The organism is Thermoactinospora rubra (assembly GCF_002093975.1).
Lineage (GTDB): Bacteria > Actinomycetota > Actinomycetes > Streptosporangiales > Streptosporangiaceae > Nonomuraea > Nonomuraea rubra_A.
The window spans coordinates 55,554-75,997 of sequence record NZ_MSZZ01000052.1 but is presented as its reverse complement, the minus strand read 5'-3'; the positions used below and the strand labels follow the sequence as shown (position 1 = coordinate 75,997).

The window sequence follows — 20,444 nt, the reverse complement described above, 5'->3', positions numbered from 1 at the left end:
TCCTGCAGAACTACGAGGTCGCGAGAGGATGAAAAAGGCTCCATGGATCCGCCGATGAGCTCGACCAGCAGGTGGTACCCCGATCCCAGGGGGCCGCTGAGGCACATCATCACGAGGACGCCCGGCACGAACCACTGCCACGACGTGCCGCCCAGGAGGGACCCGAAGACGAACAGGAACAGCAGCGGCTGGCCCATCTCGAACAGCAGCCCGACGGGGGCGCGCAGGGACGGAGCCAACTCCCGCATGAAGATCGTCGCGGTGTCGTGAAGGAAGCCCCTCCTGCGAGGCTCCACCGTGACGGCCGCTGTAACCGCTGCATCCGTGCCACGAGCGGGAGCCGTACGGCCCGAGGCGGCCGGCTCAGATGGGGACAATTTCTCAGACATCCTCTTCCTCCAAAGTGCGTCCGGTCAGGGTGAGGAACACGTCGTCCAGCGTCGGGCGGGCCGTCTCCGCCGCGTGGACCTTGATGCCCGCGGCGTCCAGCGCCCGCAGGTACGGCGGGAGCATCCGCCCGGCGTGGGCCACGCGCAGCCGTACGGCGGAGCCCTCCACCGAGACCGACGAGACCGAGACCGACGAGACCGAGACCGACGAGGCCGAGGAGTCAGAGGAGACCGAAGCGTCCAGGCGGCGGGCGACCTCGGCCGCGGCCGTGGGATCGTCGGTCGTGACCGTGACGAGGTCGCCGGCGAGGTCGCTCTTGAGGCGCTCCGCCGTGCCGTCCGCGGTGATCCGGCCCTTGTCGATGACGACCACGCGCTCGGCCATCTCGTCCGCCTCGGCGAGATAGTGCGTGGTGAAGAACAGCGTGGTCCCGCACTCGGTGCGCAGGCGCAGGATGTGCCGCCAGACCTCGGCCCGGCTGGTCGGGTCCAGGCCCGTGGTGGGCTCGTCGAGGAAGAGCAGGGCGGGGCGGTGGACCAGGCCGAGCGCGAGGTCGAGGCGGCGGCGCTGGCCGCCGGAGAGCGTGCCGGGCGTGCGGGTGGCGAGCGGGGTCAGGTCGAACAGGTCCAGCACCTCGTCGGCGCGGCGGGAGGCGTCGCGGGTGCTCAGGCCGTACGCGCGGCCCTGGGTGACCAGCTCGTCGCGGGCGCGGAAGTTCTCGCCGGCGCTGGTGCGCTGGCCGACGTACCCGATGCGCAGGCGGACGGCCGCCGGGTCGGAGGCGACGTCGCGCCCGGCGACGACGGCCCTGCCCGAGGTGGGCGGCAGGAGCGTGGTCAGCATGCGCAGGGTGGTGGACTTTCCGGCGCCGTTGGGGCCGAGGAAGGCGACGAGCTCGCCGGGCTCGACGTCGAGGTCGATGCCGGTCACCGCGTGGATCGTCTGTTTTTGACGGTGAAGTCGCGGGTGAGGCCGCGGGCGTGGATCATGACGGAACCTCACTTTCAGCGAAATTTCACGACATTTCGGGGCATTCACGGCATGCCGAAGCGCCGGGGCATGCGGAACTGTCAGAGGACGCGGACCCGAGCACGGGGAGGCGGCACGCGGGCCCGGGCATGCCGGACAAGCCCCAGCTCAGGGGACATTTGATGGATAGCTCATCTTGAGCCGCGCCCCGGCGATTTGGCAAACGCGAACATAACGTTCATGTTCCGCGCTGACCTGCGGAAACGTATTTGCCGAAATGCGCCCACTCACCGCCTGAAGTGCGATTTCAAGAAATTTCCCGGGTTGCCGGGTGATGCCGTCATGCGCGAAGATCTGCGGCAGTCGTGTGAAAGGGCATCACTGATGAGGCGTGTGTTGCTGGTCGCCATGCTGGCGGCGACCGGGCTGGTCACCCAGGCTCCGGCCCAGGCGGCCGGCGGGGTCCCCGGCGTGGACGTGAGCAACTGGACCGGCGACATCGACTGGGCGAAGGTGGTCGAGGGCGGCGGGAAGTTCGCCTTCGTCCACGCCACCGAGGGCAGCGACTGGATCAGCCCCCGCTTCCAGGCCCAGTACGGCGGAGCCGCGGAGGCAGGCCTGTTCCGCGGCGCCTACCACTTCGCCCTGCCGCACAGCTCCAGCGGGGCGCAGCAGGCCGAGCACTTCGTCGCCAACGGCGGCGCCTGGACGTCCGACGGGCTGACCCTGCCCGGCGTGCTGGACCTGGAGGACAACCCCTACCAGCAGAAGACCGGCAAGAACTCCTGCTACGACCTGTCGCAGAAGGACATGGTCGCCTGGATCAAGGACTTCACCACGACGTACCGCCGCAAGACCGGACGGGACGCCATCATCTACACCACCACCAGCTGGTGGCGCACCTGCACGGGCGACTCCGATGCGTTCGGCAGGCACCCGCTGTGGCTGGCACGCTGGGGGAGCGAGCCCGGCGAGCTCCCCAAGAGCTGGACCGGGCACGCCTTCTGGCAGTCGACCGACAAGGGTCCGCTGGTGGGCGGAGGGAACGTCTTCAACGGCACGGAAGCCCAGCTCAAGGCCCTGGCGAACCCGCCCGCCGAGGTGAGCGTGAGCGGCGCGGCCAAGGGCAGGAAGCTCTACACGATCACCGTCGCCAACACGGGACCGCACCCGGTGACGAACGTCAAGGTCGACGGCCGGGCGTTCGGCGGCAAGGTCGTCAAGGCGCCGGGCTGCAAGTTCAGCGGCACCGCCGTACGGTGCGTGATCCCGGAGCTGGCGCGCGGCAAGAAGGTCAGGCTGACGGTCACGCTGAAGCCGCGGTCGTCGTCGGGCGCGGTGGGGATCCGGGTCACGGTCGGCACGGTCAAGCTGACGCTCAAGGGCGCGTGACCGGCGGCGTCCTCGGCGTCTTTGGCGTGCCGGTACGGCGGCGCGCGCTGCTGGCGGCGGCGCTCGTGCTCGTGACGGCCGGCGCCTCCTCGGCCGACTGGCCCAGGCTCCAGATCGCCATCCTGGCCTGGGCCCAGGACGTCGAACGGCTGGGCATCCCGTACGTCTGGGGCGGCGGGCACGGCCCGGACCCCGGCCCGTCGACGGGCACGTGCGCGGGCTACACGGGCAGGATCCGGCCGTGCCCGGCGACCAGCATGCGGGGCCTGGACTGCTCGGGGCTCACGCGCTGGGTCTACGCGCTCGCCCACGGCGCCGACGTCCTGGGCCCCGGCACGACCGACGATCATGTACGGCGCATGCGTCCCGTCAGCCGCCCGCGGCCGGGCGATCTCGTCTTCTTCGGCAAGGGGGCGAAGACACACCATGTCGGGATATACCTGGGTGGCGATCGGATGCTGAACGCCCCCGAGACGGGGACGTACGTGCGCGTCGACCGGGTGTCGGTGCGATCCGACATCAAAGGGTTCTACCGATACTGATGCTCAGGCTGTCGACTGCCGAAAAATGAGAGACCCAAGGTCTAGTCTGTGCCGCTATGGACAGGAGGTGGGTCGGTCCCGACGGCTACGAGGTCTCCCCGGCCGTCCGGGCGGGACGGCAGGTGCTCCGGGTGCGCAGGCACGGCTGGCTGATAGCCGACTGCCTGTCCGTCGAGGAGGTCGCGCGCTACGTGGACCTGGCGGACCTGTGCGAGGTGGTGCGGCTGCCCGCCGAGCGGGGGCGCGAGGCGGCCACCGGGTAGCGGGCCGATGGGGATCGAGTTCGCATCATGGGCTGGGGCCGTGTATGGTTACACCTGTCCGCGGCGCGCAGAGCGAGCGTGACAAGCCCCTATAGCTCAGTCGGCAGAGCGTCTCCATGGTAAGGAGAAGGTCAACGGTTCGATTCCGTTTGGGGGCTCCACGGCTGACCAGGCACGACGCCCGGCTCAAGGCATCTTGGGTCCGGGCGTTCTTCGTTGGGTGCGACGGCAGGTGCGACGACGGCGTAGGGCCCGGCCGCCGGGTCTGCGCCACCGACGGCCGGACGGTCGGGGATACGCACCCCGGGCGGCCCCGGTTCGCCGTCCGGCCCACGGCCGTGGAATATCGTTTTTGCTTGCGCATGATCGCGAGGCATACTGGGGTTGCTCTCCGATCTGGTGAAGTACGAAGGTACTCCCACGGTCGGGTATCCTTTACGCGCCGGGTCGTGTTCCCGGCGATGGCGGAGTAGCTCAGTCAGGCAGAGCAAACGGCTCATAATCGTTGTGTCGCCGGTTCAAATCCGGCCTCCGCTACTACCCTCGCCCGAGCCCTCCAGGGCTCAGGCATGGGTGTGTTGTCCCAGTCCCGAAACGTAGAAAGGCACTCCCACGTGGCTGCCACCGACGTTAGGCCGAAGATCACGCTGGCCTGCCAGGAGTGCAAGCACCGCAACTACATCACGCGGAAGAACCGGCGTAACGACCCGGATCGGCTTGAGCTGAAGAAGTACTGCCCCAACTGCCGTCGCCACCAGGCGCACCGCGAGACGCGCTAGGCTTCCCGGCTTCCTGGACTTTCACGCATACAACCGGCGCCCTCGGCAAGGAGGCGCCGGTTTGTCGCGTTTCCGGCATCCTCACGATCACCGCTGCCGACCGGCGTGGGCCATGGCATCCGGGATCGGCTCCCACGTCGCCACGAACTCGGCCGGCGACCAGCACGAGGCGTCCTCGCAGGCGTTTCCCGACGTGGCGGACAGGCAGGGGTCGATCTCGAACCACCGCACCCCTGCGTCCGGGTCGTCGCGCCGCACGACGCCCAGCCTGGCCCCGTGCCGATCGTCCCCGGCGTACGGCATGCCGCGCCCGGCCGACTCCCGCGAAGCCCACCGGGGACCCAGCCACACGGCGTGATGCTCGGTGATCGCGAGGTCGTGTGCCATTCGTGCCCGTCCGCGTCGAGCCGATGACAGGCCGGGTACGGCGGGCGCATGCCGTACCCGAAGAAGTGCATCTCGCCGGATCGAGCTTCGGGTGCAGCTTGGGGTGCAGCTTGGGATGCGCGGTCATCGCGGTGGTCGGCCGCCCGCCGAAGCCACATGCCGCGACCGTGTCCAGCTCGGGCGTGACCGCTGTCCTGACCCGGCAGGAGGAGTCTTCCGTGGCGGGTGTCGATTCCGGCGTGCCGCATTCGTGCAGAGGGTGACGAGCCCTGTCACGAAGGGAAGACACGCTGCCATGCCGTTCACCGGCGAAGAGATCGCCTACCTGCGCTCCCAGCTTCTCGCGCGCCTCGCCACCCTCGCGCCCGACGGGTGGCAGCCCGACGTCGTCCCCGTCGCCTGCGAGTTCGACGGCGAGCCCGCCGGCGACAGCTGGTATGAGACGAGGCGAACCGTGCACCGCAGTGGGTAAAGGCGGTTGCGCCGGGGCCAGGAGACAGCCGAACGTTGTTCTGTTAGCGTCGGCGTCATCAGCTCTAGCGTGCGCGTGAAGGGGCACTCATGGCCTTGAACCGTGATTTCATCGGGCGGACGTACCGCTCGTCCGCCACCTACGAGGTCAGCCGGGTAAAGATCAGGGAGTTCGCGGCGGCCATCGGGGACAACAACCCGGTCTACCGGGACAAGGAGGCGGCCAGGGCCGCGGGACACCCCGACGTCGTCGCCCCGCCGACCTTCCCCATCGTCTTCAGCCTGCACAGCAGCGGTGAGGCGCTGGCCGACCCCGACCTCGGCCTCAACTACGCGATGGTGGTCCACGGCGAGCAGCGGTTCGAGTACCGGCGCCCCATCTACGCCGGCGACGAACTGCTCACCACCGCCACGATCACCGACATCCGCACGGCCGGGCGCAACGAGCTGCTGACCGTGCGCAGCGAGATCACCACCGTGGAGGGCGAGCACGTGTGCACGGCCTACAACACGATCGTCGAGCGGGGAGGGGCGGCCTGAGATGGCGGCGACGGTGCGGTACGACGAGGTCGAGGTGGGCCAGCAGATCCCCGCGGTGGACTACCGGGTGCGGCGGCTCAACCTGGTCATGTACGCGGGCGCGTCCGGCGACTTCAACCAGATCCACTGGAACGAGCGCTTCGCCAAGACGGTCGGGCTGCCGGACGTGATCGCGCACGGCATGTACACCATGGCGCAGGCCGGGCGGTTCGTCACGGACTGGGCGGGCGATCCCGGGGCGGTGGTGGACTTCGGGGTGCGCTTCTCGGCGATGGTGGTGGTCCCGGACGACGACCAGGGGGCGACGGTCACCGTCAGCGGCGTGATCGAGGAGAAGCTCGAGGACAAGCGCGTGGTGATCGGGCTCACCGCCAAGTCCGGCGACGCGGAGGTGCTGTCGAGGGCGCGAGCCGTGGTCCAGCTGGCGTGAACTGATCCCCCAGGGGTACGCGGATGGCATGAGTGAAGCGCCGCGAGAAGTGAGTGAGCTCGCCGAGCGGCGGGCCAAGGCCAGGGCGGAGCGCGACTTCGCCGCGGCGGACGCGCTCCGGGCCGAGATCGAGCAGGCGGGCTGGCTCGTCCGCGACACCGCCGAGGGCTTCGAGCTGACCCCGAAGCCGCCGTACGAGGTCTGGCCCAGCGTCCGCGCCATCCCCGTCTCGGCGGTGACGGACCGGGGCGAAAGCCACCTGCCGCCGCTCACGGCCCCGACCACGGGCACGGGGCGCGACACCGTGGGCGGTTCGGCCGGCACCGCGACCGGCTCGCGTCCCGACGTCGGCGCCGGCGTGGCGAGCTACCAGTGGAGCGGGTACGGCGGAGCCGCCCCCGCCGAAGCGGGCGGCACGGCAGGCGACACCACGCAGGCAGGCGACACGACCCAGTCCGGCGACACCGCGCAAGCCGGCGACACCGCACAAGCAGAGGACACCGCCAAGAGCGGCGAGTCCGGAGCCGGTCCCGCCACCACGCGACCGGCCGCCGAGCTCGGCTTCGCCGCCCCCCAGCAGCCCAACCCGCCCGACGACGACCTGCTCCACGCCCAGCGCCTGTGGGACGCCTCCCTGGCCACCAGCAGGCTGGACGACGCCGGCATCACCCACGAACGCCGGCGGGTCGAAACCTCCGAGATCACCGTCACCGTGGGCCTGCTCGTGGACGGCTGGCCACAGGACGTGCGCGAATGCGTGGAGTCGATCATCGAGCACACCACGGCCCACGTCCTCGCCCTCGACCTCGGCAACATGGACGGCGCGGGCGACGAACTGCACGCGCTCGCCGGACGCCATCCCGACCGCGTCACCGCCTGGCACGTGGCCGAGCGCCCGCACTGGCGCGACGGGTCGGCCACGTGGGGCGCCGCCCGTGCCAAGCTCCTGCAGCTCGACGACACCGACGTCCACGTCCTGATGGAGACCTCCACCGTCCTGACCGGCGACGCCCTGACCCCGCTGGTCGCGGCGATCAAGGCGGGCGCGGTGGCGGCGGGATGGAAGGGCGCGGAGCCGTCGGAGGACGGGACGGAGTGGCGCGAGGCGGGGCCGGGCCGGGTCCGCGGCCTGCTGGGCTACCTGATGGCCGTGCGGCGCTCGGCGGCGTTGCGCGCCTTCCCGGACAAGGCCCGCTACTACCGCAACGCCGACCTCGAGCTGTCGCTCGCGCTCGAAGGCGACCTCGTCGTGCCCGACGAGACGCTGCCTGTGATCCAGCGCACACACCGCGCGTACCACGAGGTCCCGGCCGAGTACCGGGAGCGGGAGTCGCGGCGGACCTACGACCGCGTTCTGCGCATGCTTCGCACCTCCTAAGCTGGGCGCATGAATCTGGCGTCCTGCACCACCCTGGGACTGGGCGGGCCCGCGCGCGACTACGCCGAGGCGCGGACCGCCGAGGAGCTGGTCGGCCTCGTCGCCGACGCCGACCGGCGCAGGGAGCCCTTGCTGGTCCTGGGCGGCGGCAGCAACCTCGTGGTGTCGGACGCGGGGTTCGACGGGCTCGTCGTGCGCGTGGCCACGGGCGGGGTGAGCGTCGAGCGCGACGGCGACCAGGTGATCCTGACGGTCGAGGCCGGCGAGGACTGGGATCCCCTGGTGGCCAGGGCTGTGGCGGAGGGCTGGTCGGGCCTGGAGTGCATGTCCGGCATCCCGGGCCAGGTGGGCTCCACGCCGATCCAGAACGTCGGCGCCTACGGCCAGGAGGTCGCGCAGGTCCTGCGCTGCGTCCGCGTCTACGACCGCGTCACCGGCCAGGTGGCCGACTTCGAGGCCCGGCGGTGCGGCTTCGCCTACCGGGACAGCCTCTTCAAGCGCGACCTGGGCCGGTACGTGGTGCTCTCGGTGACCTACGCGCTCGACATATCCGAAATGTCCGGAAAAATCGTGTACAAGGAGCTCGCCACGCGCCTCGGCGTCCCCCTCGGCGAGCGCGTCCCGGCCCGTGACGCCCGCGAGGCCGTCCTCGCCCTGCGCCGCGGCAAGGGCATGGTCCTCGACCCGGCCGACCCCGACAGCCGCAGCGCCGGGTCGTTCTTCACCAACCCCGTCCTCGACGCCGAGAGCGCCGCCGCGCTGGAGCTGCGCGCCCCCGGCTACCCCCGCTGGGACCTGCCCGACGGCACGGTCAAGGTCCCCGCCGCCTGGCTGATCGAGCAGGCCGGCTACACCAAGGGCTACACGCGCGGCTCCGTCCGCATCTCGACCAAGCACACGCTCGCCCTCACCAACCCCGACGGCCGCGGCACCACCGAGGACCTGCTGGCCCTGGCCCGCGAGGTGCGCGACGGCGTCCGCGAGAAGTTCGGGATCACGCTGGTCAACGAACCCACGCTCGTCGGGTGCTCGCTTTGACCCGGTATACTCCCTAGCGATACCGAAGGGGAGTAGTCCTCAACTGTGCGATCGACACGCTGGCTGTCGAGCCCGGTCGCACGGCCCACGCGGGCGGACGAGACCTTCGGCCCGGCAACGACGAACAGCTGCCGGGCCGAAAGTCGTGCCCGCACATCTCCCCGGGTGCCGCCTTCCGGCCCGGACGCGCGGAAGAGGAACACCCGGTGGAAGCATTCTGGATCAGCCTTGTCGTGATCTTCGTGGCCGAGCTCGGCGACAAGAGCCAGCTCATGGCGTTGACCTTCGCGACGCGCTTCAAGGCGGGGCCCGTGATCGCGGGCATCACGATCGCGACGACGGCCGTGCACCTGGCCAGCGTCGCGCTCGGCGGCGCGATCGGCCAGGCCCTCCCCACCCGGGCCATCACGCTCGTCGCCGCCGTGGCCTTCTTCGGCTTCGCGCTGTGGACGTTGCGCGGCGACGAGCTGACCTCCGAGGAGGCGAGCAAGGCGCAGAAGGTCAAGCGCAACGCGCTCATCGCGGTGACCGTGGCGTTCTTCCTCAGCGAGCTGGGGGACAAGACCATGCTCGCCACCATCACGCTCGCCACTCAGCACGACTGGCTCGGCACCTGGATCGGCTCCACGGTCGGCATGGTCGCCGCCGACGCGCTGGCCATCGCCGTGGGCCGCCTGCTGGGCAGGCACCTGCCGGAGAAGGTCATCCGGTACGGCGCCGCCGCCGGGTTCGCGCTGTTCGGCGTGCTGCTGCTCGTCCAGGCCCTCTAATGCGACCGGCCAGCTAGCGCAGCTGGACCCCGATCAGGCAGGTGTCGTCGTCGGTGTCGGAGGAGCAGTGCGTGAGCAGATAGTCCAGCCTGCTCTCCAGCGAGCCGGCCGGACGCTCGGCGATCCGCAGCAGCTGGGCCTGGGAGTGCTGCAGGGCCCGGTCACGCCGCTCGATGAGCCCGTCGGTGTACATCAGCAGCGTGTCGTCCTCCTCCAGCTGCACCAGCCCCTCGGCGTAGTCCGCGTCCGACACGGCGCCCAGCAGCAACCCGTCGATCACCGGCAGCTCGGTGGCGCGCTCCCCGCGGACGAGGATGGGCGGCAGGTGGCCGGCCCTGGCCCACCGCAGCTCGCGGGTCTCCGGGTCGTAGAGCGCGCAGACGGCGGTGGCCGTGACGCTCTCGGTGAGGTGGTGCGCCACGAGGTTGAGCCACGTGAGCAGCTGCGCCGGGCCGGCCCCGGTGGCGGCCAGCCCGCGCAGGGCGTTGCGCAGGGTGACCATGCCGGTGGCCGCCTCGATGCCGTGCCCGGCGACGTCGCCCACCGACAGCAGGATCTGCTTGGACGGCAGGATGACCGTGTCGTACCAGTCGCCGCCGACCAGGTGGTCGGCCTCGGCCGGCCGGTAGCGCACCGCGATGTTCAGGCCGAACGCCTCGATGGGCCCGCGGGCCGGCGGCATGATGGCGTGCTGCAGCTGCAGGGCCAGCCGGTTGCGCTCGTGGGCCTCCTGCTCGCTGGCCTCCAGCCGGTCACGGGTGGCGGCCAGCGCCACCTCGGTCCAGTGCTGGGCGGAGATGTCCTGGTAGGCGCCACGCACCGCGGTCATGCGCCCGTCGGCGTCGAAGACCGGCTCGGCCACCACGCGGATGTGCCGGACGATCCCGTCGCCGCGCTGGAGGCGGAAGGCGGTGGAGGCCGGGCGCCGGTGGTGCAGGACCGTGCGCAGGAAGCGGCCGATGGCCACCGCGTCGTCGGGATGCGCGTGCTCGCGCAGCTGCTCCAGCGGGATGGGCCGCTCGCCGGGGGCCAGGCCGTACAGCTCGTGGAGGGTCGCGTTCCAGGTGATCTCGCCGGTCGCGGTGATCTCCTCGAAGCCGCCGATGCGGCCCAGCCGCTGGGCGTGCTGCAGCAGGCTGGCCAGGCGCACGGTCTCGTCCTGCACCCGCCAGATGAGCAGCACGCACTGGCCGTGCCTGGTCAGGCTGATGTCGGCGACCGTGGTCAGCGGCACCTGGTCCACCAGGGCGGTCAGCGTCATGCCCGACGCGCGGAACGGCTCGCCGGTGGCGTGCACGTGCTCGATCTTCTCCAGCAGCCCGCCCTCCTCGGCCGCCAGCGGGTAGGCCTCGAGCAGCGGCTCGCCGGCCACGGTGCCCCTGGCCCGCCCGGCCGGGTCGGTGAAGTGGCCGTTGACGTGGTGGATGCGGAAGTCGGTGAGCCGTCCGGCGTCGTCCAGCAGCGGCAGCAGCACCAGGGCGGGGTCGGGCAGCGCGTCGGCCAGGTCGACGATCTCGGCGACGTCCGGCACGGACCCGCCGGGACCGGCGGGCGCCTCCAGCGTGTGCGCGCACAGCTCGGCCAGCGCCTCCACCTGCTTGTGGATCTGCGGCGGCTGCGGCTCCAGCGGGTGCGGCCAGCCGATCTCCAGCACGCCGAGGATGCGGCCGCCGGTGCCGGCCGGGACGGCGACGCGCCCGCCGCCGGCCGACTGGCGGTGCCCGACGGTGGGCAGGCCGGACTCCCGCAACGTCCTGAACCACACCGCCTGCCGTTCGGTCAGGGCCCGCCGGGCGGGCGTGGCCACGCCCGGCGGCACGTAGCGCCACCGGTGCGCCTCCTCGGCGCTGATGCCCGCCGCCCCCGCGAGCGTCAGCGAGGCGTCGGGACCGGCCGCCCACAGCGCCACCGTGTTCGCGCCGAGCGGCGCCAGCGCGTGCTCCAGCAGCGACTCGGCCACCATCTGGCTGTCGGCCGCGTCCAGCACGCCGCTCTCGGCGCTGCGCAGCCGTACGCTCACCGAATGGTCGGGCTCGCCCGTCCGCGTCAGGAACTCGCGGACGGTCTCGCTCAGCCGGTCCTGGGAGGTCTGGTTGATGATGTCGGCGGCCAGCTCCAGCTGCGAGAGCCCCGCCTGCTCGGCCAGCGTGGCCAGCTGCAGCGCCGCCTGCGTCGGGCCGCAGCGCAGCCGCTCGACCAGGATGCCTCTGGCCAGCTCGATGAGCGCCCGGCCCTCGGCGGCCTGCTGCGCCTGCTGGATCTCCTTGCGCAGCCGGTCGATCGTCGCGGCCAGCCTGCCCACGGCGGCGTCGGGTGAGTGCGGGGCCTGCACGGTGCTCCTTGCTGTGGATGTCGGGTACGGCGGGGCGGCAGGTCACCGCGTCAGGTAGCGCTCGACGAGGCTCAACAGGTGGTCGGCGTCGACCGGCTTGGTCACGTAGTCGCTCGCGCCGGAGGCCAGGCTCTTCTCCTGGTCGCCCGGCATGGCCTTGGCCGTCACGGTGATGATCGGCAGGTCGGCGTACTGCGGCATGGCCCGGATGGCCGCGGTGGCCGCGTAGCCGTCCATCTCCGGCATCATGACGTCCATCAGTACCAGATCGACCTCCGGGTGCGCGGTGAGCGTCTCGATGCCCTTGCGGCCGTTCTCCGCGTGCAGCACCTGCATGCCGTGGATCTCCAGGATGCTGGTCAGCGCGAACAGGTTGCGCGTGTCGTCGTCGACGACCAGCACCGTCCGCCCGGCCAGCGACCCGTCCACCTGGCGGGCGGCCGGCTCGGCGACCCGCTGCGCCCGCACCAGCGGCACCACGTCGCCCGGCTGGTCCGCGGTCAGGTGCAGGGCGATCCGCTCGCGCAGCTCGTCCAGGCTGGACAGCAGCTCCAGCGGCTGGGACTCGGCGCGCGACTGCAGCGCGCGCTCCTCCTGCGGGCTCATCCGCCAGTTGTTGTAGGCCAGGACCGGCACGCCGGCCAGCGCGGCGTCGCCGTCCATGGCCGCCAGCAGCTCGAAGGCCGCCCGGTCGGACATGCCCAGGTCGAGCACGATGCAGTGGCACGGCTGGGCCGCCAGCGTGGCGGCCGCCTCCTGGGCGCCCGCCGCGGTGACGATCTCCACGGCCGGGTGCGGCCCGCCCATGTCGCGGTCGGCCATGTCGGCCAGCACGCTCTCGGCGACCAGCGACAGCAGGCCGTGGGCGCGCTCCTCGATCACCAGCAGCCGGCGCTGCTGGGCCGGCTGGGGCGCGGCGGGTGCCGAGGGCGGGGTCTGCGCCCGGCCCTCGGCCGCCTCGCCCTCCCCGCCGGCGGACGCGGCGGCGCTCTCCTGCTCGGCGAAGTCGGGCCGGGCGACCGGCAGGTACAGCGTGAAGGTGCTGCCCACGCCGAGCGTGCTCTCCGCGCTGATCGCGCCGCCCAGCAGGTAGGCGATCTCGCGGCTGATGGACAGGCCCAGGCCGGTCCCGCCGTACTTGCGGCTGGTGGTGCCGTCGGCCTGCTGGAAGGCCTCGAAGATGGCCTCCAGGTGCTGCTCGGCGATGCCGATGCCGGTGTCGATGACGCGGAAGGCGATCGCCGGGCCGTGCTGGCGCACCGAGGGGGGCGGCTCGGAGCCGGAGGCGGGCTCGATGCGCAGCTCCACGCTGCCGCTCTCGGTGAACTTCACCGCGTTGGACAGCAGGTTGCGCAGCACCTGGCGGAGCCGGGAGTCGTCGGTGACCAGGTCGGACGGCACGCCCGGGGCGGTGGTGATGCGGAAGTCGAGGCTCTTTTGCGTCGTCATCGGGCGGAAGGTGGCCTCGACGTAGTCGAGCAGGCGGCGCAGCGGTACCCGCTCGGGGTTGAGGTCCATCTTGCCGGCCTCGACCTTGGACAGGTCGAGGATGTCGTTGATCAGCTGCAGCAGGTCCGAGCCGGCCGAGTGGATGATGCTGGCGTACTCGACCTGCTTGGGCGTCAGGTTGCGCGTGTGGTTCTGCGCGAGCAGCTGGGCGAGGATGAGCAGCGAATTGAGCGGGGTGCGCAGCTCGTGGCTCATGTTGGCCAGGAACTCGCTCTTGTAGCGCGAGGCCAGGGCCAGCTGCTGGGCGCGGTCCTCCAGCTCCTGGCGGGCCTGCTCGATCTCCAGGTTCTTCGCCTCGATGTCGCGGTTCTGCGAGGCGAGCAGCGCGGCCTTCTCCTCCAGTTCGGCGTTGGACCGCTGCAGCTCCTCCTGCTGCTGTTGCAGCTGCTCCGACCGTGCCTGGAGCTCGGCCGCCAGCCGCTGCGACTCCTCCAGCAGCTCGTCGGTGCGGGCGTTGGCGACGATCGTGTTGAGGTTGACGCCGATGGTTTCCATCAGCTGGTCGAGGAAGGCCCGGTGGACCGGGGTGAACGGGTAGACCGAGGCGAGCTCGATGACGCCCAGCACCTGGTCCTCGACCACGATGGGCAGCACCAGCAGCGAGGCCGGCGGGGCCGCGCCGAGGCCCGAGGAGATCGTCACGTAGTCCGGCGGCACCCGGTCCATGGCGATGGTACGGCGGGTGCGCGCCGCCTGCCCGACCAGCGACTCGCCCATCCGGAAGGAGGTGCGCGACTCCCCGGCCGGGTAGCCGTAGGCGCTGATGAGGTTGAGCCGGTCGTCTTCGGCCAGGAAGAACGCGCCGAACTGCGCCGACACCAGCGGGGCCAGCTCGTTCATGATGAGGTCGGCGACGACGTCGAGGTCGCGGTGGCCCTGCATGAGCCCGGAGATGCGCGCCAGGTTGGTCTTGAGCCAGTCTTGCTCCTGGTTGGCGCGGGTGGTCTCGCGCAGCGACTCCACCATGGAGTTGATGTTGTCCTTGAGCTCGGCCAGCTCGCCCTTGGCTTCGATGGTGATGGAGCGAGTCAGGTCGCCCTGGGCGACGGCGCTGGTCACCTCGGCGATGGCGCGGACCTGGCGGGTGAGGTTGCCGGCCAGCTCGTTGACGTTCTCCGTCAGCCGCTTCCAGGTGCCGGAGACGCCCTCGACCTCGGCCTGGCCGCCCAGCCGTCCTTCCGAGCCCACCTCGCGGGCCACGCGGGTGACCTCGGCGGCGAAGCTGGACAGCTGGTCGACCATCGTGTTGATGGTGGTCTTCAGCTCCAGGATCTCGCCGCGGGCGTCGACGTCGATCTTGCGGGTCAGGTCGCCCCTGGCGACCGCGGTGGTGACCTGGGCGATGGAGCGCACCTGGTTGGTCAGGTTGTCGGCCATCGAGTTGACGTTGTCGGTGAGGTCCTTCCAGGTGCCCGCGACGTTGGGCACCCGGGCCTGGCCGCCCAGCTGGCCCTCGGTGCCGACCTCGCGGGCCACGCGGGTGACCTCGTCGGCGAAGGCGGACAGCGTGTCGACCATCGTGTTGATGGTCTGGGCCAGCGCGGCCACCTCGCCCTTGGCCTCGACGTTGATCTTCTGCGACAGGTCGCCCTTGGCGACCGCGGTGGCGACCTGGGCGATGGAGCGCACCTGGCTGGTCAGGTTGGAGGCCATGACGTTGACGTTGTCGGTCAGGTCCTTCCAGGTGCCGGAGACGCCGCGCACGGTGGCCTGGCCGCCGAGGTTGCCCTCGGTGCCGACCTCGCGGGCGACGCGGGTGACCTCGTCGGCGAAGGCGGACAGCTGGTCGACCATCGTGTTGATGGTCTCCTTCAGTTCCAGGATCTCGCCGCGGGCGTCGACGCGGATCTTCTGGGTCAGGTCGCCCTTGGCGACCGCGGTGGTGACCTCGGCGATGGAGCGGACCTGGGCGGTGAGGTTGTCGGCCATGACGTTCACCGACTCGGTCAGCGCCTTCCAGGTGCCCGAGACGCCCTTGACGTCGGCCTGGCCGCCCAGCCTGCCGTCGGTGCCGACCTCGCGGGCGACGCGGGTGACCTCGTCGGCGAAGGCGGACAGCTGGTCGACCATCGTGTTGATGGTCTCCTTCAGCTCCAGGATCTCGCCCCGCGCCGAGACGGTGATCTTCTGCGACAGGTCGCCCCGGGCGACGGCCGTGGCCACCTGGGAGATGTTGCGCACCTGGTCGGTGAGGTTGCCGGCCATGTAGTTGACCGAGTCGGTCAGGTCGCGCCAGGTTCCCGCCACGCCCTTGACGTCGGCCTGGCCGCCCAGCTGGCCCTCGGTGCCGACCTCGCGGGCCACGCGGGTGACCTCGGCGGCGAAGCTGGACAGCTGGTCGACCATCGTGTTGACGGTGTTCTTCAGCTCCAGGATCTCGCCGCGGGCGTCGACCGTGATCTTCTGCGACAGGTCGCCCTTGGCCACCGCCGTGGTCACCTCGGCGATGGAGCGCACCTGGTCGGTGAGGTTGCCGGCCATGGCGTTGACGGAGTCGGTGAGGTCCTTCCAGGTGCCGGAGACGCCGGGCACCTCGGCCTGGCCGCCCAGCCGTCCCTCGGTGCCGACCTCGCGGGCCACGCGGGTCACCTCGGAGGTGAACAGCGACAGCTGGTCCACCATGCCGTTGAAGACCGACGCGATCTCCCCCAGGAGCCCGTCGGCGTCGTCGGGCAGGCGCGTGCCGAAGTCGCCGTCCCTGACGGCCGTCAGCCCGGCGAGCAGTTGCCGCAGCTCGGGCTCGCCGATCCCGTCGCCGTTCAGTGCCGCCCTCTTCCGCCCGGACGGGCGCCGACCGCTGACCGCTGTGTCACTCATGCCTATCGCTGTTCCGCTCGCCGGGAGATCGCCAATTAGTTGCTATGCGACAAATGTAGTGGAGCTCCCGAGGCTATCTCACGCGATCGGGCGGAGCGGTAGGGCGGAGCGGTCAGGACAGCGTCAGGACAGCAGGGACATCCGGTGGGCCACGGCCGCGGCCTCGCCCCGGCTGGCCGCGCCCAGCTTGGCCAGGATGTTGGACACGTGGACGCTGACGGTCTTGGCGGAGATGAACAGCTCGGCGGCGATGTCGCGGTTGCTGCGCCCCAGCGCGACCAGCCGCAGCACCTCCAGCTCGCGGGGCGTGAGCAGCTCCGAGGCCGGCTGGCCGTCCAGGCTCACGCCGACGCGGCGGGCCAGGCCCTCGATCTCGGCGACCAGCGGCCGGGCGCCCAGGCCCGCGGCGATCGGGTGGGCCAGGCGCAGGCGGGAGGCGGCGCCGTCGCGGTCGCCCGCGTGCGCGGCCACGGCGGCGGCGTAGTACAGGGACTTGGCGCGCGGGTGGGGCCGCTCCAGGTGCTCCCAGGCGGCGGCCGCCGCGTCGAAGTCGCCGGCGACGGTGAGCCGGTAGGCCTCGGCGACCGGGCCGCCGACCGTCAGCGCGGCGGCGACCTCGCGGGCCTGTTCCCGCACCGAGCGGGCGCGGGCCGGGTCGGCCGCTTCGGCGGCGTCGCAGACCAGGCGGATGACGGACAGCAGCCGCCAGCCGAGCATGGCCTTGCTGGCCTGCATGGGGCGGGCCAGGATGCGCTCGGCGACCGCGAGCGCGTGGTCGGGCTCGCCCTTGAGCAGGTGCCAGCCGATGTGCAGGCGGGTGCTGTTGGTGATGTCCTGCACGAAGTCCTCGGGCCGCTCCTTCAGCACGCCCAGCTCGGTCAGGATGCCCTCGACCAGGTCGACCTCGCCTCTGGACAGCGCGATGTCGGCGCGGACGCGGATGAGGTGGTAGCGGTTGCGCAGGGCGGGCTGCAGGGCCAGCGCGCGCTCGACGATCTCGACGGCCTCGTCCCAGCGGCCCAGCGCCTCCAGCGCCTCGGCCCGGTTGTTGAGGATGAAGGTGCCGTTGTGCCGGAGCCTGCCGTACTTCTTGGCCAGGGCCTCGCCCTCGTGGGACAGCTCCAGCGCCTCGCGGGTGCGGCCGAGGTCGCACAGGCTGTCGATGGTGTTGCCGATGGCGCGGGTGACGAGCAGCCCGTGGCGGGTCTGCTCGCCCAGCTCGCGGGCCCGCAGGTTGGCGGCGAGCGTGGCCTCCAGGTCGCCGTCGATGGAGGTGCCCAGGGCCAGGTTCATGAGGAACTCGCCCTCCAGCACCTTGTCGCCCAGCTCCTCGGCCAGGCGCAGGCCCTCCTCGGCCAGCTGCTTGCCCTCCTCCAGCTCGCCGCGGAGCATCAGGTGGCGGCTGATCTGGGTGAGCACCTCGGCGCGCGCCGGGCACGGCTCGGGCACCAGGCTCAGCGCGTGGCGGTAGTCCTCGATGACGCCCAGCTTGCCCTTGGAGATGTGCATGCCGGCCCGCAGGATGATGAGCTGGGCCACGCGCTCCGGCTCGGCCGCCGCGTCCAGCTCCTCCAGGGCGGCCCTGACGAACTTCAGCCCCTTTTCCATCTCGGCGCCGGCGTGGGCGGCGACGGCGGCCTTCTCCAGGACGGTGGCGTGGTCGACGCCGATGAGCTCGGCGGCGCCCCGCACCTTGTCCCACAGCATGAGGACCCGTTCGAGCAGGGGGATGGCCTCGGTGTAGGCGAAGGCCTTGAACGACTTGCGCGCCGCCTCCCAGGCCGAGACCAGGGCCTGCTCGTCGTCGCGGGCGCTGTACCAGTGGTGGGCCAGCTCCACCGGGGCCCGGCCGGGCGGCACGAGCATGCGGTTCTTGGAGATCTCCTCGGCGTAGCGGGCGTGGAGCCGCTGGTGCTCGCCGGGCAGCAGCTCGTCGTGTACGGCCTCGCGGATGAGGGCGTGGCGGAAGACGTAGGCGCGGCTGTCGGCGACCTGCAGGACGTTGGCGGCGATGGCGGGCCGCAGCGCGTTCTCCAGGTCGACGTCGGACAGGCCGCTCACCCGGGCGAGCAGCGCGTGGCCGACCCTGTTGCCGCCTGCCGCCGCCATCCGCAGCACCCGCTGGGTCTCCTCGGGCAGGCGCTCGACCGCGCTGATGATGAGGTCGTGCATGGACTCGGGGAAGCCGCAGTCGTCGCCGCTGTCCAGCAGCGCCTCGACGAACAGGGGGATGCCCTCGCTGCGCTCGTAGACGCTCTGCACCCTGTCGTAGGCCGGCGTGGCGCCGAGGATCCCGGCCATCTGCTGGGCGACCTCCTCGCGGGAGAGCCGGGGCAGCTCCAGCCTGAGCACGCCCTCGACCCTGCCGAGCTCGGCCAGGACCGGGCGCAGGGGATGCTGGCGGTGCAGGTCGTCGGACCGGTAGGTGAGCAGCATGAGCACCTGCGCGGGGCGCAGGTTGCGGCTGAGGAAGGCGATCAGGTCGCGGCTGGAGCGGTCGGCCCAGTGGACGTCCTCGATCACCAGGACCGTGGGCCGCTGCTCGGAGACGCGCTCCAGCAGGGCGAGGAACTGCTCGAACAGCCGGGCGCGGCCGGTGTCGCTGTCGTGGCCGTCGCTCGGCTCGCCGAACTCGGGCAGCAGCCGGGCGAGGTCTCGGGTCGCGCCTTCCGGCAGTAACGCGGCGATCCTGGCGGTGCCCTGCTCGCGCACCAGCTGCCGGAGCGCCGCGGTGAACGGCGCGTAGGCCAGGCCCTCCGCCGACAGCTCCACGCAGCCGCCGAACAGCACGTGGGCGCCCTGCTCGCCGACGTGCTGGGCGAAGCGCTGGACCAGCCTGGACTTGCCGACCCCCGCCTCGCCGCCGACGAGGACCGCCGTGGCGTCGCCCCGGCGGGCCAGGTCGTACGCCTCGGACAGGACGGCCAGCTCGTCATGGCGCCCGACGAAGATCGGGCTGACCGCGCGTCCCAGCATGTCGTCCAGCATGTCATGCCTCATCGGTTGTTTTCGATGGAGTTATCCCCTCATGGGGGCTGCGAGGCCCGGCCGCGAGGGAGGTTGCGGCCGGGCTCTCCTGAGGCGGTCATGAGGCGTGACGACGCTTGCCGAAGACCGAGCGGCGCTCGGCCTTGCCCGCCTTCACGGCCTCGCGTACCCGGCGGTGGTTGGCCGCCTCGCGGTACATGTCGCTGGTGTGGTTCTTGATCAGCTGGTACTCGATCTCGGGATTCATGTCATCTCCTTCGCGTCCTAGTTCAAGAGTCGGCCTAAGGCCCACCCCGTCACATCGGGCGGATGCCTTATCTCTTGCCGAACCATCGCCTTAGCGCTACCTAGGACGCGCCCCCGCCGGGCTAAGGCGGTGCCAGCATGGAGCCCCGTGAGGCTTCTCCTGATCTCCTCCACGCCGGCACCGATGGACGCCCACGGCGAACAGGCCATTCTCTCCCATCCGTGAGTTTGGAATCACACGCGCGGGTCGGCGATGCTGTGAGGGTGTCAACTACGACCTCGCTCGCAGAGGTGGCCTCCTCCAACGCCACCCTGCGGGCCTTCCTGCACGGCCTGCCCGGCGTGGACCGGGTGGGCGCGGACCAGCGCGCCGCGATGCTGGGCACCCGGTCCATCAAGACCACCGCCAAGGCCAAGGCCATCGACCTGGCCGTCTCGATGGTCGACCTGACCACGCTGGAGGGCGCCGACACCCCCGGCAAGGTGCGCGCGCTGTGCACCAAGGCGATGCACCCCGGAGCCGGGGCGCCCAGGGTCGCGGCGGTCTGCGTCTATCCCGACCTGGTCCACGTGGCCGCCGAGGCGCTGAAGGGCTCCGGCGTGAAGGTGGCCTCGGTCGCCACCGCCTTCCCCAGCGGCCGCTCCTCCCTGGAGGTCAAGGTGGCCGACACCGCGCTGGCGGTCGCCGCGGGCGCCGACGAGGTCGACATGGTGATCGACCGCGGCGCGTTCCTGGCCGGCGACTACCTGAAGGTGTTCGAGGAGATCGTCGCGGTGAAGGCCGCCTGCGGCGCGGCCCACCTGAAGGTGATCCTGGAGACCGGCGAGCTGGCGACCTACGACAACGTACGGCGCGCCTCGTGGCTGGCCATGCTGGCCGGCGCCGACTTCATCAAGACCTCGACAGGCAAGGTGCAGCCCGCCGCCACGCTCCCCGTGACGCTCGTCATGCTGGAGGCGGTCCGCGACTACCGCGACGAGACCGGGATCCAGGTCGGCGTCAAGCCCGCGGGCGGCATCCGCACCACCAAGGACGCGATCAAGATGCTGGTGCTGGTCAACGAGACCGTCGGCGACGACTGGCTGACCCCCGACTGGTTCAGGCTCGGCGCCTCCACGCTCCTCAACGACCTGCTCATGCAGCGCGAGAAGCTCACCACCGGACGCTACGCCGGACCCGACTACTTCACCCTGGACTGATCA

General features: G+C 71.4%; 16 protein-coding genes, 2 tRNA genes and 2 pseudogenes. 13 read left to right on the top strand and 7 right to left on the bottom strand.

Annotation, left to right across the window (positions count from 1 at the left end; all coding sequences use genetic code 11):
- Together BSB02_RS31930 and BSB02_RS31925 are read right to left on the bottom strand one after the other, a co-directional pair.
- Nucleotides 1-248: pseudogene (locus tag BSB02_RS31930) on the bottom strand (hypothetical protein); the annotation flags it as partial.
- A 133-nt stretch (nucleotides 249-381) separates the two neighbouring features.
- Nucleotides 382-1,379, bottom strand: a pseudogene (locus tag BSB02_RS31925) (ATP-binding cassette domain-containing protein).
- A gap of 364 nt (nucleotides 1,380-1,743) precedes the next feature.
- Here BSB02_RS31925 and BSB02_RS31920 point away from each other — a divergent pair.
- The 6 genes from BSB02_RS31920 (at nucleotide 1,744) to rpmG (ending at nucleotide 4,335) form a co-directional block, all read left to right on the top strand.
- Nucleotides 1,744-2,751 carry a GH25 family lysozyme gene (locus BSB02_RS31920; protein WP_158088787.1) on the top strand — a complete coding sequence of 336 codons (1,008 nt, stop codon included), beginning with the start codon at nucleotides 1,744-1,746 and terminating at the stop codon, nucleotides 2,749-2,751.
- Entirely contained in the window at nucleotides 2,748-3,293 is a 546-nt protein-coding gene (locus BSB02_RS31915; RefSeq protein WP_276206373.1) for a C40 family peptidase, read from the top strand. Before BSB02_RS31920 ends, BSB02_RS31915 begins: the two co-directional genes overlap by 4 nt.
- Nucleotides 3,294-3,349: 56 nt before the next feature.
- Nucleotides 3,350-3,556: a transposase gene (locus BSB02_RS31910; RefSeq protein ID WP_084964663.1), complete on the top strand. Its 207-nt coding sequence runs from the start codon at nucleotides 3,350-3,352 to the stop codon at nucleotides 3,554-3,556.
- An 85-nt stretch (nucleotides 3,557-3,641) separates the two neighbouring features.
- Nucleotides 3,642-3,717, top strand: a tRNA-Thr gene (locus BSB02_RS31905).
- 302 nt (nucleotides 3,718-4,019) lie between these two features.
- A tRNA-Met gene (locus BSB02_RS31900) sits at nucleotides 4,020-4,093 on the top strand.
- 77 nt (nucleotides 4,094-4,170) lie between these two features.
- Nucleotides 4,171-4,335, top strand: a complete 165-nt coding sequence (rpmG, locus tag BSB02_RS31895; protein WP_084964662.1) for a 50S ribosomal protein L33 — start codon at nucleotides 4,171-4,173, stop codon at nucleotides 4,333-4,335.
- Between the two features lie 87 nt (nucleotides 4,336-4,422).
- Here rpmG and BSB02_RS31890 read toward each other — a convergent pair whose 3' ends face one another.
- Nucleotides 4,423-4,722 carry a carotenoid oxygenase family protein gene (locus BSB02_RS31890; protein WP_084964660.1) on the bottom strand — a complete coding sequence of 100 codons (300 nt, stop codon included), beginning with the start codon at nucleotides 4,720-4,722 and terminating at the stop codon, nucleotides 4,423-4,425.
- Nucleotides 4,723-5,017: 295 nt separating this feature from the next.
- Here BSB02_RS31890 and BSB02_RS31885 point away from each other — a divergent pair, with 295 nt between their 5' ends.
- The 6 genes from BSB02_RS31885 (at nucleotide 5,018) to BSB02_RS31860 (ending at nucleotide 9,349) form a co-directional block, all read left to right on the top strand.
- Nucleotides 5,018-5,194 (top strand): PNPOx family protein, encoded by a 177-nt coding sequence (locus tag BSB02_RS31885; protein WP_206185001.1) that lies wholly within the window; start codon nucleotides 5,018-5,020, stop codon nucleotides 5,192-5,194.
- Between the two features lie 89 nt (nucleotides 5,195-5,283).
- On the top strand, nucleotides 5,284-5,733 hold the full coding sequence (locus BSB02_RS31880; protein WP_084964658.1) for a MaoC family dehydratase N-terminal domain-containing protein: 450 nt from the start codon (nucleotides 5,284-5,286) through the stop codon (nucleotides 5,731-5,733).
- A 1-nt stretch (nucleotide 5,734) separates the two neighbouring features.
- A complete protein-coding gene (locus BSB02_RS31875; RefSeq protein ID WP_084964656.1) occupies nucleotides 5,735-6,163 on the top strand; it encodes a MaoC family dehydratase in 429 nt (142 codons plus the stop codon).
- Between the two features lie 28 nt (nucleotides 6,164-6,191).
- Nucleotides 6,192-7,541: a CysS/YqeB C-terminal domain-containing protein gene (locus BSB02_RS31870; RefSeq protein ID WP_143591398.1), complete on the top strand. Its 1,350-nt coding sequence runs from the start codon at nucleotides 6,192-6,194 to the stop codon at nucleotides 7,539-7,541.
- 9 nt (nucleotides 7,542-7,550) lie between these two features.
- The gene (locus BSB02_RS31865; protein WP_084964652.1) at nucleotides 7,551-8,579 is read left to right on the top strand and encodes a UDP-N-acetylmuramate dehydrogenase; all 1,029 of its coding nucleotides are present in this window, start codon (nucleotides 7,551-7,553) and stop codon (nucleotides 8,577-8,579) included.
- Nucleotides 8,580-8,785: 206 nt separating this feature from the next.
- Nucleotides 8,786-9,349: a TMEM165/GDT1 family protein gene (locus BSB02_RS31860; RefSeq protein WP_084964650.1), complete on the top strand. Its 564-nt coding sequence runs from the start codon at nucleotides 8,786-8,788 to the stop codon at nucleotides 9,347-9,349.
- 13 nt (nucleotides 9,350-9,362) lie between these two features.
- Here BSB02_RS31860 and BSB02_RS31855 read toward each other — a convergent pair whose 3' ends face one another.
- From BSB02_RS31855 to BSB02_RS41155, 4 genes are all read right to left on the bottom strand, one after another.
- Complete coding sequence (locus tag BSB02_RS31855) at nucleotides 9,363-11,681, bottom strand: SpoIIE family protein phosphatase (RefSeq protein WP_084964648.1); 2,319 nt, start codon at nucleotides 11,679-11,681, stop codon at nucleotides 9,363-9,365.
- 42 nt (nucleotides 11,682-11,723) lie between these two features.
- Complete coding sequence (locus BSB02_RS31850) at nucleotides 11,724-16,007, bottom strand: HAMP domain-containing protein (protein ID WP_084964646.1); 4,284 nt, start codon at nucleotides 16,005-16,007, stop codon at nucleotides 11,724-11,726.
- A gap of 123 nt (nucleotides 16,008-16,130) precedes the next feature.
- On the bottom strand, nucleotides 16,131-19,007 hold the full coding sequence (locus BSB02_RS43190) for an ATP-binding protein (protein ID WP_276206372.1): 2,877 nt from the start codon (nucleotides 19,005-19,007) through the stop codon (nucleotides 16,131-16,133).
- 85 nt (nucleotides 19,008-19,092) lie between these two features.
- Entirely contained in the window at nucleotides 19,093-19,242 is a 150-nt protein-coding gene (locus tag BSB02_RS41155; RefSeq protein WP_169729455.1) for a hypothetical protein, read from the bottom strand.
- Between the two features lie 263 nt (nucleotides 19,243-19,505).
- Here BSB02_RS41155 and deoC point away from each other — a divergent pair, with 263 nt between their 5' ends.
- Nucleotides 19,506-20,441: a deoxyribose-phosphate aldolase gene (gene deoC / locus BSB02_RS31840; protein ID WP_240506814.1), complete on the top strand. Its 936-nt coding sequence runs from the start codon at nucleotides 19,506-19,508 to the stop codon at nucleotides 20,439-20,441.
- The last annotated feature ends 3 nt before the right edge of the window (nucleotides 20,442-20,444 follow it).